The sequence below is a fragment of the Cryobacterium lyxosi genome, from assembly GCF_004403345.1.
In the GTDB taxonomy this organism is placed as follows: Bacteria; Actinomycetota; Actinomycetes; order Actinomycetales; family Microbacteriaceae; genus Cryobacterium; species Cryobacterium lyxosi.
The window spans coordinates 203,531-217,615 of record NZ_SOGT01000005.1 but is presented as its reverse complement, the minus strand read 5'-3'; the positions used below and the strand labels follow the sequence as shown (position 1 = coordinate 217,615).

Genomic DNA, 14,085 nt, shown 5'->3' with positions numbered 1-14,085 from the left:
TCGAGCTGCCCAAACTGCACCCCATCAAACGCCAAAGCCAGAATCGCACCGGCCTTTGCAACGGCCGCAACCCGAAAACCCTCAGGTTCCGGCACGGAGCCAGTTGCAGCGGGCGGGGCGGTGAGGGTCATGGCGTCAGTGCCTCCTTCACCCCCAATTATAGCCCGAATCGCTCATGGAGACGAGGAAATATCAGTAAATAGCGAAGGTTTTTTGCGAGTTGAATACTAGGCCGATCATCGAGGGCTGCTCGGTACGACGACTCAAAGATTCGGTGCCTGGCTTCGTCTTCGATGTCGCCTCCCTGACCGTGTGTTCAGGTCAGCGACGCCAGAATTATGCGCGACCGAGCGGAGCGTCCCCGACCAGGTAAAGTCGCTGCGTGGCCCGGGTCATCGCTACATAGAGCGCGCCGGCGCCACGTTCGGAGGCGGCGAGAATGGCAGCCGGGTCGACGACGATGACGGCATCGAATTCCAGCCCCTTGGCGTCCTGCGGCGTGAGCAGCGCGATCTCGCGGCTGAGGCCGAGCGCACCAACGCCGAGCAGATCGCCGAATTCAGCGCGCAGGGTAAATTCAAGGTCGTCGAGAGCGGAGTCGACGACGATCACGGCGAGGGTGCCGCCCGTTCCAAGCGCCAGGTCGCGGCGTACCGCGACCGCAGCATCCGCTACCGTTTCGACCGGCCACTCGCTCGACCGCACCGTGCGGGAGCGCGTGATCGGCAACCGATGTGACATCGCGACCGTCTCGGCCGCCGTAGCGATCTGGCTCGGCGTGCGATAATTCACGGTCAATTCTTCGAGCCGCCAGCGGTCAGCTTCGGGCGAGCCGTCCAGCACCGGCTGCAACGCCTCTTTCCAGCTGGCAGATGCCGCAGAACTGGCTGCCTGCGCGATGTCACCGACGATCGTGAACGACCGGCGCGGACCACGCCGCAACACCAGCCGCCACTGCATCGGGGAGAGTTCCTGGGCCTCGTCAATGACAACGTGGCCGTAGGTCCAACTGCGATCCCGAGCGGCACGCTCGCTGGTCGTTGCGCGTTCATCGAGTTCGGCGAAACTGGCGGCGAGGTCCTTCGCGTTGACGAGGCCCTTCACCTGCATGTTCTCAATGGCCGTTTCGGCGTTCTCCACGTCGCGCTTGCGCTGTTCCTTGAGCGCGCGCTTTTTCGCCTGGTCGACCGCGTTGTATTCTCCGAGCAGCTCGGCGGCCTCATCGAGCAGCGGAATGTCGGCGATCGTGAACTCGGCCGTGCGCGGGCGGGCTAGCAGCTTGCGCTGCGCGAAACGCCAGCGCGGAGTCAGCTCCTCCAGCCACTGCGGCCGCGCATAGAGATCTTGCACCAGTTTTTGCGGCGTGAGCGGCAGCCAGGCGGTGTTGAGCGCGATCCGCACATCGTCGGCCAGGCGTAGGTCTTCGCGCAGCATGGGCAGATCGGTGTCGTCCATCGAACGGCCCTGCTGCTGCAGTTGCTCGAGCCAGACCCGGGAGAGCGCGTTGATAGCGGTCTTCACAAAGGTCACTCGTGCCTCGTTGTGGGTTTTACCGGTGCCGCGAGCGCGCGCGATCGCATTGGCGACGAGCTCGGGCTGCAGCACGATGCGGTCGCCGTTCACGACGAGCTGCTGCGGGGCGGACGGGGTGCGCTGCCGGGAGTGCACGGCTCGCGCAATGAGGTCGGCCATGAAAGCCTGGCCCTTCAGCGCCGCGGCGGCGGGGGCATCCTCGTGGGTCGCTTCGACGCCGGGAAAGAGCTGGCCGACCGAGGCGAGCACCACGCCGGTCTCACCGAGGGAGGGCAGCACGGCCTCGATGTACTGCAGAAATGAACGCGACGGACCGATGATGAGTACGCCACTGTCGCGCAGGCGATCCCGGTGCGTGTACAGCAGGTAGGCGGCACGGTGCAGCGCCACGGCGGTCTTGCCGGTGCCGGGGCCACCCTGTACGACCAGAACACCGGCCAGTTCCGAGCGGATGATACGGTCCTGCTCCGCCTGAATGGTCGAGACGATGTCGGACATGTGTCCGGTGCGCTGCGCGGTGAGCGCCGCGAGCAGGGCGCCCTCGCCCTGGTGTGTGCTGGCATCGGGGTCGGCGAGCAGGGCGGCATCGAGAATTTCGTCTTCGATGCGGATGATGGTGCGCCCCTTGGAGAGCAGGTGGCGACGGGCCCTGGCGCCGAGCGGCGTGGCGGCGGTGGCCTGGTAGAAAGCGCTTGCCTGCGGCACACGCCAGTCGAGCAGCAGCGGCTTGTGATCTTCATCACGCAGGCCCACCCGGCCGATATAGCGGTAGACCGAGTCGCCGGAGTCGTCTGGCATGGTTTCGAGCCGGCCGAAGGCCAGTCGGTCGTCGACCTCGCGCAGTTGCACGATGCGGTCCTCGTAGAGGCGCGCGAAGGTGTCGCGTTCGCTGCGGGATTGGTGGTTACCGCCTACGTCTTGGCGGCGCACCGCTTTGAGCTGGCCTTCAGCCTCTTCCTGCAGCGCGTCGAGCCGCTCATACAGCGCCCGAACATAGTCCTGCTCTCGAACAAGCTCCTGGTCAATCACGAACACCCCTTAAACCCAAGCCCCTAGTTTAGTCGCGGTCAGCGTGGGCCACGCTGCACGTCTGCGCGTCAGATTGAGCTGCCCGCGAACGGTCACCCGGCTCGCCAGCGCGGCGTCGGCATCCGCTCATGTGTCGAATGTTTACGTGCCTGTTCGCTTATTCTCGACGGCTGGAACAAGCTGTGATCATGTCAGTCATCAAGGTCGCACCGCTGGAGCATATCCGGCGCGAGCGCAGCAGCATCAAGTGGACTCGGTTTCCCGCCGACGTACTTCCCTTGTTCGTTGCCGAGATGGACTACCCCCTCGCCCCGGCCATTGTCGCCACCCTTGTGGAGCGGGTGCAGGCTTCCGACACCGGTTACCTCGACGGCCCCGGCCCGCTCGCTCCAGCCTTCGCCGCATTTGCTCTGAACCGTTGGGGCTGGACCGTTGACCCCAGCCACGTGCACCTGGCAACCGACGTGAGCGTCGGCATCGTCGAGGCCCTCCGACTGGCCGTGCCGGCCGGCGGCCGAGTTGCGATCACCCCGCCGGTCTACCCGCCGTTCTACGAACTCGTCGAAGAGGCCGCGGCATCCGTTATCGAAACGCCCCTGCTCGAGCAGGGCGACAGTTGGGCGCTCGACTTCACGGCACTCGAAACCAGCTTCGCCGGCGGCATCGACGCTTTTCTGCTCTGCAACCCGCACAACCCGCACGGCATTGTGTGGCAGCGAGAGACGCTCGAAACGCTGGCCCGACTGGCCGCGCAGTACGACGTGTTCGTCATCTCCGATGAGATCCACGCACCGCTCACCTACCCGGGCGTCACCTTTACGCCGTTCGCCCCACTGGCCCTGGCCGCCGGGGCCCGCGCGGTCACCGTGACCTCGGCAAGCAAAGGCTGGAATGTGGCCGGGCTCAAGTGCGCGGTCGTCATCGCCGCCGATGACGCCACCAACGACCTGCTGAACCGGCTGCCCGAAGAGGTGGCCTGTCGCACCAGCATTCTCGGCCTGCACGCCAACATCACCGCCTTCTCCTGTACCGACTGGCTCGACAATGCCATCGATCAAATTGTCGACAACGATTCCCTACTTGCTGAACTCTTGCGTGAACATCTGCCCACTGTGATCTACCACCGGCCGCGGGCCAGCTACCTCGCCTGGCTCGACCTGCGCCACCTCGGCCTCGGCGAGAGCCCGTACCAGCGCATTCTCGACGACGCCCGCGTCGCCCTCAACAACGGTGAGTGCTTCGGCCTCGGCGGCCAGGGCTTCGCCCGGCTCAACCTGGCCTGCTCGCCCGACACCCTGCGCGAAGCCGTCGCCCGTATCGCGGCGCTCGTGGCACGAGTTCATGCCGCGTCTGCCGCTTTGCCGACGCCGGTAGCCGTCTCATGACGACCACGGATGCCCCACTCCAGCCCGACACCGACGCAACAGGAAGTTTCATGGCCACGCCAGCACCAACAGCAACTTCACGCAAGTCTGATGCCGCCGAAGTGGTCGCGCCGATCACCGATTGGGACGCCTTCAGCTTTGACACCCGCCAGGTGCACGTGGGCGAGTACGCCGACGAGAACCGCGGCGCGCGCATTCCGCCGCTCACCCTGAGCGCCGGGTATGTCTTCGACTCCTTCGACGACGGAGCCGCTCGGTTCAACGGCGGTTCCCGCGAACCTATCTACTCCCGGCAGGGCAATCCCACCAACGCGGTCGCCGAACAGCGACTCGCCTCACTGGAGGGCGGCGCGGCCTGCGTTGCCGTGTCGAGTGGGCAGGCCGCGATCAGCGCCGCCCTGTTTGCGCTGGCTGAATCGGGCGAGCACATCGTTTCGACCGCGAGCATCTACGGCGGCACCCGCATTCTGCTCGGCCGGAGCTTTCGACGCATGGGCATCGAGGTGGACTACGTCTGGGACACCGACTCCGATGCCGCCTGGGACGCGGTGATCCGGCCGGAGACCAAAGCGATCTTCACTGAAACCATTCCGAACCCGCGCAACGACGTCGTCGACATTGCCCGCATTGCCGCCGTCGCCCGCCGCCATGGCATTCCGCTCGTCGTCGACAACACCGTCGCCACGCCGTATCTCATTCGCCCGTTCGAGCACGGCGCCGACATCGTCGTGCACTCCACCACCAAGTTTCTCAGCGGCCACGGCGCCGGGGTGTCGGGCGCCATCGTCGACGGTGGCACCTTCGACTGGGCGGCGAGCTCCCGCCGCTACCCTCTGCTGACCGACTCGTTGCGTCCCGGCCTGCCGTCGCTGCTCGACCGGTTCGGCCCGGCCGCCTACGCCCAGTACGTGCGCGAGGCCGTCGTCAATGATGTTGGCCCGTCGCTCTCGCCGTTCAACGGTTTTCTGCTGCACCAGGGCATCGAAACCCTGTCGCTGCGCATGGAACGTCACGTTGACAACGCGATCGCTATCGCGCACTGGCTCGAGGAGCAGCCCGAAGTCGAGGTCGTCGACTATGCCGGCCTGCCGAGCAGCCCGTTGCACGAGATCGCGCAGAAGTACTACAACGGCCGTACCGGTTCGGTGTTCGCCGTCACCGTCAGGGGCGGAACCGAGGGCGCCCGAGCGTTCACGAACGGTCTGCGGGTGTTCAGTCGCATGACCGGTATCGGCGATACCCGCTCGATGGTGCTGCATCCGCTCACCACCACCCACGCGTCCTTTGCCCCCGATCTGAACGCACGCCTCGGCATTACGGCTGGCATGCTGCGCCTGTCGGTGGGCATCGAATCACTTGATGATCTTCTGCTCGACCTCCGCGGGGGGCTCGACCGAGTCGCCGGCATCCTCTAAACGCTAGGTATTCTAAATTCATGAACTTTATCGCGCCATTTTCTTCTGCGCCCACTCGCACGTTTGCCACCCTGGGAGCGCTCGTTCTGCTCGCCGTTCTGAGCGGATGCGCCGGAACTGACTCGGGAGCCGCCGCCGGCTCGAGCGCATCCGCGACCGCCGCCGCAGGTACTGACTCGGCTACAACGGATGCCGCTCCCGCAGACTGCGCTGGCGTCGCCGTCGTCGTCGACTTCGGCCTGCTCGACGCCGATACGATCACCAAATGCGTCGACGCGACAACGACCATCTCCGCGAGCGACGCCCTGGAAGCTGCCAGCGTCACGACAGAGGGCACCGTCGAATACGGCGACATGGTCGCCTGCCGCGTCAATGACCGCCCGGCCGCCGACGAGACCATCGAGGTCGAGGGGCAGGCGCCATTCACCGAAAGCTGCGCGACGATGGCGCCGATGCACGCCTACTGGGGCATCTGGGTGCAGCCGTCCGCCGAGGCCGACTGGGAGTACGCGCCGGTCGGACTCGGCGAGCTCGAAATCGAGCCCGGACAGTCAGTAGGACTTCTCTTCACCACCACCGGCATGGAAACTGCCACGCCCGGCAGCTAGTGTTTCGCCTGCGCCTGGCCCCGCTACGCGCGGCAGTCGTACTCGCGGTCGGCTTCGTGCTGCTGCGGGTTGTCTACCGGGTAGTCTTTGGCGGCGCAGGCGCGGGCGCGGGCCCGCTGCTGCTGGATCTTCCCCTGCTGCGGCTCGACGGACCGTTCAGCCACATCACGCTGCTGGGCCCGATCACCCTGGTCGGGCTTGGCAACGCCGCGCTCAGCGCACTCCCCGTCGCCGCCGTCATCGTCTCCTTTGGCGTGCTCAACGCTGTCATCAACGTGCAGGCCCTGTTCGCACGTGGTGCCGGTCGCGGGCCGCTGCGGGCAATCTCCCGTTCGCTCGTGATCGCCTGGGCCACATTTCCGGCCCTGCTGGAATCGGTGCGTCGGGTGCGGGTCGCTCGCGCGCTACGTGGTGAACGATCGATCGCATCACTGCTCGTACCCATTTTTGAACAGACCATCGAGCGCGCTCTCGCACTCGCCGCGTCGATGGAGACCCGCGGATTTGCAGCCACCCGCGTCGTCCCGGGCGTCTGCGAGGCACCCGTGGTACTGACGGATGCCGGCTTAGATTTCGGCGCAGACTGGCACCTCGACGAGCTCAACGTCACACTGCGCCCCGGCACCCTGACCGTCATCGTCGGCGCGACCGGATCGGGCAAGACCAGCCTCCTCCACAGCATGAGCGGCCTGTTCCAGCACTTCTACGACGGTACCCAGCACGGTCATATCGACATTGCCGGCGCCGACCGGGCCTCGACTCCCCCACGCGACACCGCCGGTTTCGTCGGACTCGTCGCGCAGAACGTGCGGCTCGGCTTCACGTCCGAAACGGTCCACGACGAGATCGGCTTCGCCTTGGCCGTGCGGGATGTCGCCGCATCCATTGTGCATGCCCGCGTTCTCGAGGTGGCCGCCCGGCTCAAAATCGAGCACCTGGTCGACCGGCCCATCGAGCAGCTCTCCGCCGGCGAAGCCAGCCTCGTCGCGATCGCAGCGGCACTCGTGAACCACCCCATTCTCTTGCTGGTCGATGAACCGCTCGCCGACCTCGATACAACCGCCCGCGACCGGGTCTGCACCGTGCTCGGCCAGCTCGCCCACGAGGCCGGGGTCTGCGTCGTCATCGCCGAACACAATACGAGCGAGTTCGCATCGACAGCGGATGCCTGGCTCCAGATTCGAGGCAGCCGAGTACAGCACCTCTCCGCCGAAATCGGCACGGCCATGACAACGCGCCGTGACGCAGACGCGAATGGCCGACGCCCCGCCGATTCGCCCGCAGACTCGCCCGCCGACTCGCCCGTCGACTGGCTCACTGACTCGTGGGGCACCGCACTGCCATCATTCGGGAGCGGCGCGGGCATGGCAGCGGCGGCGCAGAGCGCGACGCTGAATATCGGCTCTGTGCCTGCGATGCCGCTCGCGAGCATCCGTCGACTGAGTGTTCGGCACAAAACCGACCTGGTCGTCAACGACGTGTCTTTCGACGTGCAGGCGGGCGAACTCGTAGCCCTGCGCGGTAGTAACGGCGCCGGCAAGACCAGCCTGCTGCGGACGATTGCGCTGCCGACCGCTGCCGACACCGTCATCGTCGCCGGGCACGATGTTCGATCCCGCAAGCGGCGAACGCGCCGGCAGTCCGTGGCGCTCGTGCCCGAGAACTTCGACGACCTGCTGTTTGCGATCACCGTGGCCGAGGAATGTCGCCGCGCTGATCGAACGCTGCGCGAACCGAAGTTTAGGCGCGGTCTTCGCGCCGTCCCGCACACCGAAAGCAGCACCGCAGCCCTTTTGGCCCACTTACTCGGCTTCCCTGCCCCAACGGATGCCGCGCCCCTGTTGCAGCGCCACCCGCGCGACCTCTCCGCCGGCGAACGCCTCTGCCTCGTCATGGCCATTCAACTCGCCGCCCGGCCTGCCCTGCTCCTCGTCGACGAACCCACCCGCGGCCTCGACCAGACGGCACGTGCGCTCGTGAGTGCGGCGTTGCTCACGGCCGCCGGTGCGGCCTCAGCGGTCATCTTCGCCACCCACGACGACGACTTCGCGCAGGATCTGGCCACGCGCACCCTGCGCATGCAGGCCGGGCGACTCGCCGCGCCGATCGAGGTGCTTTCATGACCGACGAATCGACCACGGCCCGCAAGAAGGCAACCACCGCCGGGATCGCTCTCGGCGACCGCCCTCGCGAGCGCGCGGATCAGGCGCGGCCGCGCCGCAGCATCCGCTGGACGGAGGGGATTCTCGGTGGCGGCAGCCTGCTTGCCGTCGCCGCGTTCGCCTGGCCGCTCTTCGTCGGAGCCGTGCCGGCAGACGCGCAGGTCGCGGTTCCGATCGTGGCGTTCGCGCTCATCCCCGCACTCATCGTGGCCCTCGCACTCACCCTCGACCGCGAGATGTACACGGCCAAAACCGTCGCGCTGCTCGGCGTGCTCTCGGCCGTCGGTGCCGCGGTGCGTATCGCCGGCGCTGGAGTCGGCGGGGTCGAGGCGGTGTTTGTGCTGCTCATCTTGGCCGGGCGGGTCTATGGCGCCCGGTTCGGTTTTCTGCTCGGTCTGCTCACCATCGCGGTGTCGTCGATGCTCTGGGGCGGCTTTGGCCCGTGGACCCCGTTTCAGATGTTCGCCTGCGGCTGGGTCGGCGCCGGTGCCGGGCTGCTCCCCCGCTGGCGGAACGCCACTCGGCAGAATTCTTCCGGCCAGCGGATGCACGCCAGCCGCGAAATCTTTCTGCTGGCTGCCTATGGCGTGGTCGCGTCCTACCTGTTCGGCTTCCTGATGAACCTCTGGTTCTGGCCTTTTGCGGTGGGCAGCGGCACCGGCATCTCCTACGAAGCCACCGCCGACCCCGGCGAGAACCTTGCCGCGTTCGTGCTCTACTCACTCGTCACGTCGACCCTCACCTGGGATACGGTACGCGCCATCACGACCGTGGTCGGTATCACCCTGGTCGGCCCGGCCGTACTCGCCGCCATGCGCCGAGCACGCCTGAGCCTCCGCCGTTGACCAGGCGACCGCTTGAATCCGCCCAGCGCTTAGCGGGCCGGGAAGACTGAGAGCGCTTTGTCCCACTGATTGGCCGACGAGTCAAGATCTGCAGCCGTCACTGCGATTCCCACCCAAAACTGATCACGCTCATCGCTGCTCTGGCCGACAGGCATGCTTTCAAGCGCAAAGTGCACCCTGACCGACATCAACCCGCCCTGATAGCTGCCAACACTGAACGCAAGATTAGGTTCGGTAAATTCGAGCGACGGCACAACCCCGGCGTCTCCAATGGCGCTTACGGGGACGTCACCGTTGGCCACGCTGCGCAACCAAGCCGAAATGCGCTTCGCTTCAAACGTCGTCAAACACGGAACAGCAAATTGCCACTCCGCGTCAGGCGACGATACGTCCCCCTTGATGACCAGCCAATTGTCATCCCACTCATCGCCCGCAGGGTTCGCGAGCTCATATCGAACGGGTTCCAACGTTACCGACGATTCGTACCCCTTCAACCGCATAAATAAATCCTACTGACCGGGGTTCTTGCTGAAGCGTGCGCTCACCCCACCGTAAAAGAATGCCCTTACCGTCAAGCGATCCACGGCAAAAGCCGCCGCGCCGCTCGACTCACCGCCGCTCGACTCGCGCCGTTCGACTCGCGCCGTTCGACTCGCGCCGTTCGACTCGCGCCGTTCGACTCGCGCCGTTCGACTACACCGAGAAGTACTTTGCCTCCGGGTGGTGAAACACGAACGCGTCGGTCGACTGCTCGGGGTGCAGCTGCAGCTCCTCCGACAAGACCACGCCCATCCGCTCAGGCTTGAGCAGCTCGACCACTTTGCGACGGTCCTCCATCTCGGGGCAGGCCGGGTAGCCCAGGGAGAACCGGGCTCCGCGATACTCCAGTTTGAACATGCCGGCCACATCACTCGGGTCCTCGTCGCCCACGCCGAATTCCGAGCGGATACGCGAGTGCCAATACTCGGCGAGGGCCTCAGTGAGCTGCATGGTGAGTCCGTTGAGTTCCATATAGTCGCGGTACTGGTTCTCGGCGAACATCTTGGCGGTCACCTCGTCGACGTGCGAGCCGGCGGTGACCAGCTGGAGGGCGACGACATCCGTTTGCCCGCGTTCTTGTGACGACCCGGTGTCGCGACCGCGCACGAAATCAGCCAGGCACAGGTGTTTGTCTCGGCGTTGCCGCGGAAAGTTGAACCGCAGCCGGTCAGTGCCAAGCTCGCCCCCGGAGCCGCCGTCGGGCGCGAGCAGCCCGGCCTGGCCGAGGCGCCCGGTCGGGTCATCGCCGTGGTGCAGCACGACCATGTCGTCGCCGTCGGCGACGACAGGAAAGTAGCCGTAGGCGACTGAGGCGTCAAGCATGCCCTCGCCCAGGATGCGGTCGAGCCAGTAGCGCAGGCGCGGCCGACCAACGGTGTCGACCAATTCCTGGTAGCTGGCGCCGTCTTCGGCCCGGCTGGGCTTGAGCCCCCACTGCCCCATGAAGGTGGCGCGTTCGTCGAGAAAGGCCGAGAAATCGGCGAGGGCCACACCCTTGACGATGCGGGTGCCCCAGAACGGCGGTACCGGGATCGGGTTGTCGCTCGCGACCTCGGAACGCCCGGGCATCTCTTCGGGTTCGGTCAAGGTGAGCAGACTCTTCTTGTGAATACGTTTCTTCAGCGGCGGCAGTCCTACCGAGGCTGGGTCGGCGCCGCGGGCGATGGCCACGAGCGGTTCCATCAAGGCGAGGCCCTCGAAGGCATCGCGGGCGTAGCGCACCTGCCCGGCGAAGACGCTGTCGAGGTCGTCCTCGACGTAGGAACGGGTGAGGGCCGCGCCGCCGAGCAGAATCGGCCATTTGTCGGCGAAGCCGCGCGACTCAAGCTCGAGCAGGTTCTCCTTCATCACCACGGTGGATTTCACGAGCAGCCCGCTCATGCCGATGACGTCGGCGTTGTTCTCCTCGGCGACCCGGATAAACTCCGCTATCGATTGTTTGATGCCGATGTTGATCACGTCGTAGCCGTTGTTGGTGAGGATGATGTCGACGAGGTTCTTGCCGATGTCGTGCACGTCACCGCGCACGGTGCCGAGCACGATCGTGCCCTTGCCGGCCGCTTCGGATTTCTCCATGTGCGGCTCGAGCAGGGCCACGGCCGCTTTCATCACCTCAGCTGATTGCAGCACAAAGGGCAGCTGCATCTCGCCGCTGCCGAAGCGTGCGCCGACGACCTGCATGCCAACGAGCAGGTGCACGTTGACGATATCGAGGGCGCTCAACCCCCCGGCTCGGGCCAGGTCGAGGTCAGCTTCGAGGCCCTTGGCTTCTCCGTCGATGATGCGGCGTTCGAGGCGTTCGCCCACGGGCAGGGCGGCGAGTTCGGCGGCGCGCTCGTCTTTCAGAGCGGCGGAGTCGACGCCGGCGAACAGGTCGAGCAGGGCCACCAGCGGATCGTAGGTGAGGGTGCCCTCGGCGTCGTATTCGCGGCGGTCCCAGACCAGGTCGAGCGCCACCTTGCGTCGGTCGTCGGGCACCGAGGCGAGCGGCACGATCTTGGCCGAGTTCACGATGGCCGAGTCGAGGCCGGCCTCCGTCGCTTCGTGCAGAAAGACCGAGTTGAGCACCGAGCGCGCAGCGGGGTTCAGCCCGAACGAGACGTTCGAGACGCCGAGCGTGGTGTGGATGCCGGGGTACTTCGCCTTGATCTGGCGAATCGCCTCGATGGTCTCGATGCCGTCCCGGCGGGTTTCTTCCTGGCCGGTCGCGATGGGAAAGGTCAACGCGTCGACGATGATGTCCTCAACCCGCATGCCCCACACGTTCACGAGGGTATCCACCAGACGGGTGGCGATGCGTACTTTGTGTTCGGCGGTGCGGGCCTGGCCCTCCTCGTCGATCGTCAGGGCGATCACGGCCGCGCCGTGCTCCTTGACGAGCGGCATGATGCGGCCGAACCGCGATGTGGGCCCCTCGCCGTCTTCGAAGTTGACCGAGTTCACCACCGGACGACCACCGATGAGTTCCATGCCGGCCTGCAGCACGGCCGGCTCGGTGGAGTCGACGACGAGTGGCAGGGTCGAGGCGCTGGCCAGTCGGGAGACGACCTGCTTCATGTCGGCAACGCCATCGCGGCCGACGTAGTCGATGCAGACGTCGAGCAGGTGGGCGCCGTCACGCACCTGGCTGCGGGCGATGTCGACGCAGTCGTCCCAGTTTTCAGCAAGCATCGCGTCCCGAAATGCGCGCGAGCCGTTGGCGTTGGTGCGCTCCCCGATGGCCAGAAATGCACTGTCCTGGTCGAAACTGACGTGCTGGTACAGACTCGCGACGCCGGCGTCCGCTTCGAGGGTGCGCGGTTTCGCGGTCACACCACGCAACCGTTCGACCACGGCGGTCATGTGTGCGGGAGTCGTGCCGCAGCATCCGCCCACGAGCCCCAGCCCGAATTCCTTCACGAACTGTTCGTGGGCCGTGGCCAGCTGCTCGGGGGTGAGCGGATAGCTCGCGCCAGTCTTGGTCAGCTGCGGCAGGCCGGCGTTGGGCATACAGATGACGGGCACCCGGGAGAACTTCGACAGGTGACGCAGGTGCTCGCTCATCTCGGTCGGTCCGGTCGCACAGTTCAAGCCGATAGCGTCAATGCCGAGTGGCTCGAGCGCGGTCAGCGCGGCGCCGATCTCGCTGCCCATCAGCATGGTTCCGGTGGTCTCCACCGTCACCTCGACGAAAATGGGCAGGCGGATGCCGGTCTCGCTAATGGCCTGCTTGCATCCGTTTACCGCGCTCTTGGTCTGCAGCAGGTCTTGCGAGGTCTCGATGAGGAACGCGTCAGCGCCACCACGGATCAACCCGAGCGCCTGCTCGGCGAACGTGGTCTTGAGGTTGGCGTAAGTGGTGTGGCCGAGGCTCGGCAGCTTGGTGCCGGGGCCCATCGAGCCGAGCACCCAGCGCACCCGGCCGTCGCGGACTTCGAATTTTTCTGCGCTGGCGCGTGCGATCTCGGCGCCGAGTCGAGCGAGCTCCTCGATGCGATCTTCGATCCCGTAGTCCGAGAGGTTCGACCAGTTCGCCCCGAAGGTGTTGGTCTCGATGGCGTCGATGCCGGTTTCGAGGTAGACGTCGTGAATGGCCGCGATGATATCGGGGCGGCTCACGTTGAGAATCTCGTTGCAGCCCTCGAGCTGTTGGTAGTCGTCGAGAGTGGGGTTGTGTTCCTGCAGCATGGTGCCCATAGCGCCGTCGGCGATGACGACAGAGTTGGTGACGGCATCCAGCAGTGCCTGGGATCGGGCCGGACGCGCCGCATCGACGGGTGTCTTGGCCTCAGGATTTTGCATAGTGCTCATTGGCACAGCTTAACGGCGGGTCCGAATTGATTGCGGCCCCGAAGTAACGTTTCTTAGCGTTCGGGATTATGAGCGGCGCGGCAAGCGTCACTACGAGTGGCGAGCGCCACCCGGTTCCCCGGTCACAATCCAGCCGGTCGCAAAGCGAGTCTTCGTAGTCTGCGCCGACTCGCCCCCATGGAGCTGCAGATTGTCTTCCAAAATCTTGGCCTCAATCGCACGGGCGCTGTCTCCATTGCACACCCACACCCTGATTGTGGCGCCGGACGCACTTGGACGTTTTGGCATCGACCAGACCTGAACCACGACACTGTGACCGGACTGAACGATGCGCCAGGCTGCACGAACGGCCAGCAGATTCGACACGGTCGTGGCACCGTCCACGCCGGTGACGACCTCCGTCTTCGTTTGCGCGTTGTACCAGCTGTCAAAGCTCAGGGTGACCCGCTGATCGATTTCGGCGGGCACGAGCCCCCGCAACCACCTCAGCGCGAAAACGTCAACGTTCGTCCCACTCTGAGATGCCGTGTCATGACGCATCGTGACGCCGTCGATCGCGCCCCGAAAAACCGATCGCCCGTTTTGCCGCTTGGCGCCCCCGACTCGGAGGCGCCAAGACCGCAAATTCCACGTGAAGCGCAGCCTGTGCCCGAGTGCTGGACGGCCATAACCAGTGTCAGACACCGGCATCAGAGCCCCCGCGTTACCGCCAGTTACGAGCCAAGCCATAGCTGTTCCTCCCCCTAGACCAACGTTGGACATGTCTATCGTAGGGCTTC

9 protein-coding genes are annotated in these 14,085 nt (G+C 65.7%); 5 read left to right on the top strand and 4 right to left on the bottom strand.

Annotation, left to right across the window (positions count from 1 at the left end):
- Positions 1-336 precede the first annotated feature (336 nt).
- A complete protein-coding gene (locus E3T27_RS04945; protein WP_174722181.1) occupies positions 337-2,562 on the bottom strand; it encodes a UvrD-helicase domain-containing protein in 2,226 nt (741 codons plus the stop codon).
- A 188-nt stretch (positions 2,563-2,750) separates the two neighbouring features.
- On the opposite strand from E3T27_RS04945, the gene E3T27_RS04940 reads away from it, so the two are divergent.
- Genes E3T27_RS04940 through E3T27_RS04920 form a run of 5 tightly spaced genes read left to right on the top strand, consistent with a single transcriptional unit; the run spans position 2,751 to position 8,977 of the window.
- Entirely contained in the window at positions 2,751-3,947 is a 1,197-nt protein-coding gene (locus E3T27_RS04940) for a MalY/PatB family protein (RefSeq protein ID WP_134571782.1), read from the top strand.
- Positions 3,944-5,362, top strand: a complete 1,419-nt coding sequence (locus E3T27_RS04935; protein ID WP_420898038.1) for an O-acetylhomoserine aminocarboxypropyltransferase/cysteine synthase family protein — start codon at positions 3,944-3,946, stop codon at positions 5,360-5,362. The genes E3T27_RS04940 and E3T27_RS04935 overlap by 4 nt, the downstream gene beginning before the upstream one ends.
- A gap of 20 nt (positions 5,363-5,382) precedes the next feature.
- Positions 5,383-5,970 (top strand): hypothetical protein, encoded by a 588-nt coding sequence (locus E3T27_RS04930; protein WP_134571780.1) that lies wholly within the window; start codon positions 5,383-5,385, stop codon positions 5,968-5,970.
- The gene (locus E3T27_RS04925; RefSeq protein ID WP_134571779.1) at positions 5,970-8,093 is read left to right on the top strand and encodes an ATP-binding cassette domain-containing protein; all 2,124 of its coding nucleotides are present in this window, start codon (positions 5,970-5,972) and stop codon (positions 8,091-8,093) included. Before E3T27_RS04930 ends, E3T27_RS04925 begins: the two co-directional genes overlap by 1 nt.
- The gene (locus E3T27_RS04920) at positions 8,090-8,977 is read left to right on the top strand and encodes an ECF transporter S component family protein (protein ID WP_134571778.1); all 888 of its coding nucleotides are present in this window, start codon (positions 8,090-8,092) and stop codon (positions 8,975-8,977) included. Before E3T27_RS04925 ends, E3T27_RS04920 begins: the two co-directional genes overlap by 4 nt.
- Positions 8,978-9,006: 29 nt before the next feature.
- Here the strand turns inward: E3T27_RS04920 and E3T27_RS04915 are convergent, their stop codons facing one another.
- The 3 genes from E3T27_RS04915 to E3T27_RS04905 form a co-directional block, all read right to left on the bottom strand.
- On the bottom strand, positions 9,007-9,477 hold the full coding sequence (locus E3T27_RS04915; protein ID WP_134571777.1) for a WapI family immunity protein: 471 nt from the start codon (positions 9,475-9,477) through the stop codon (positions 9,007-9,009).
- A 193-nt stretch (positions 9,478-9,670) separates the two neighbouring features.
- Complete coding sequence (metH, locus tag E3T27_RS04910; protein WP_241992124.1) at positions 9,671-13,306, bottom strand: methionine synthase; 3,636 nt, start codon at positions 13,304-13,306, stop codon at positions 9,671-9,673.
- A 90-nt stretch (positions 13,307-13,396) separates the two neighbouring features.
- Entirely contained in the window at positions 13,397-13,774 is a 378-nt protein-coding gene (locus E3T27_RS04905) for a hypothetical protein (RefSeq protein ID WP_134571776.1), read from the bottom strand.
- Between the last annotated feature and the right edge of the window lie 311 nt (positions 13,775-14,085).

Coding starts and splice junctions, on each gene's coding strand:
- E3T27_RS04915 (WP_134571777.1), bottom strand. CDS start 9,477: ATGCGGTTGAAGGGGTACGAATCGTCGGTAACGTTGGAACCCGTTCGA.
- E3T27_RS04940 (WP_134571782.1), top strand. CDS start 2,751: ATGTCAGTCATCAAGGTCGCACCGCTGGAGCATATCCGGCGCGAGCGC.
- E3T27_RS04935 (WP_420898038.1), top strand. CDS start 3,944: ATGACGACCACGGATGCCCCACTCCAGCCCGACACCGACGCAACAGGA.
- E3T27_RS04920 (WP_134571778.1), top strand. CDS start 8,090: ATGACCGACGAATCGACCACGGCCCGCAAGAAGGCAACCACCGCCGGG.
- E3T27_RS04930 (WP_134571780.1), top strand. CDS start 5,383: ATGAACTTTATCGCGCCATTTTCTTCTGCGCCCACTCGCACGTTTGCC.
- metH (WP_241992124.1), bottom strand. CDS start 13,306: ATGAGCACTATGCAAAATCCTGAGGCCAAGACACCCGTCGATGCGGCG.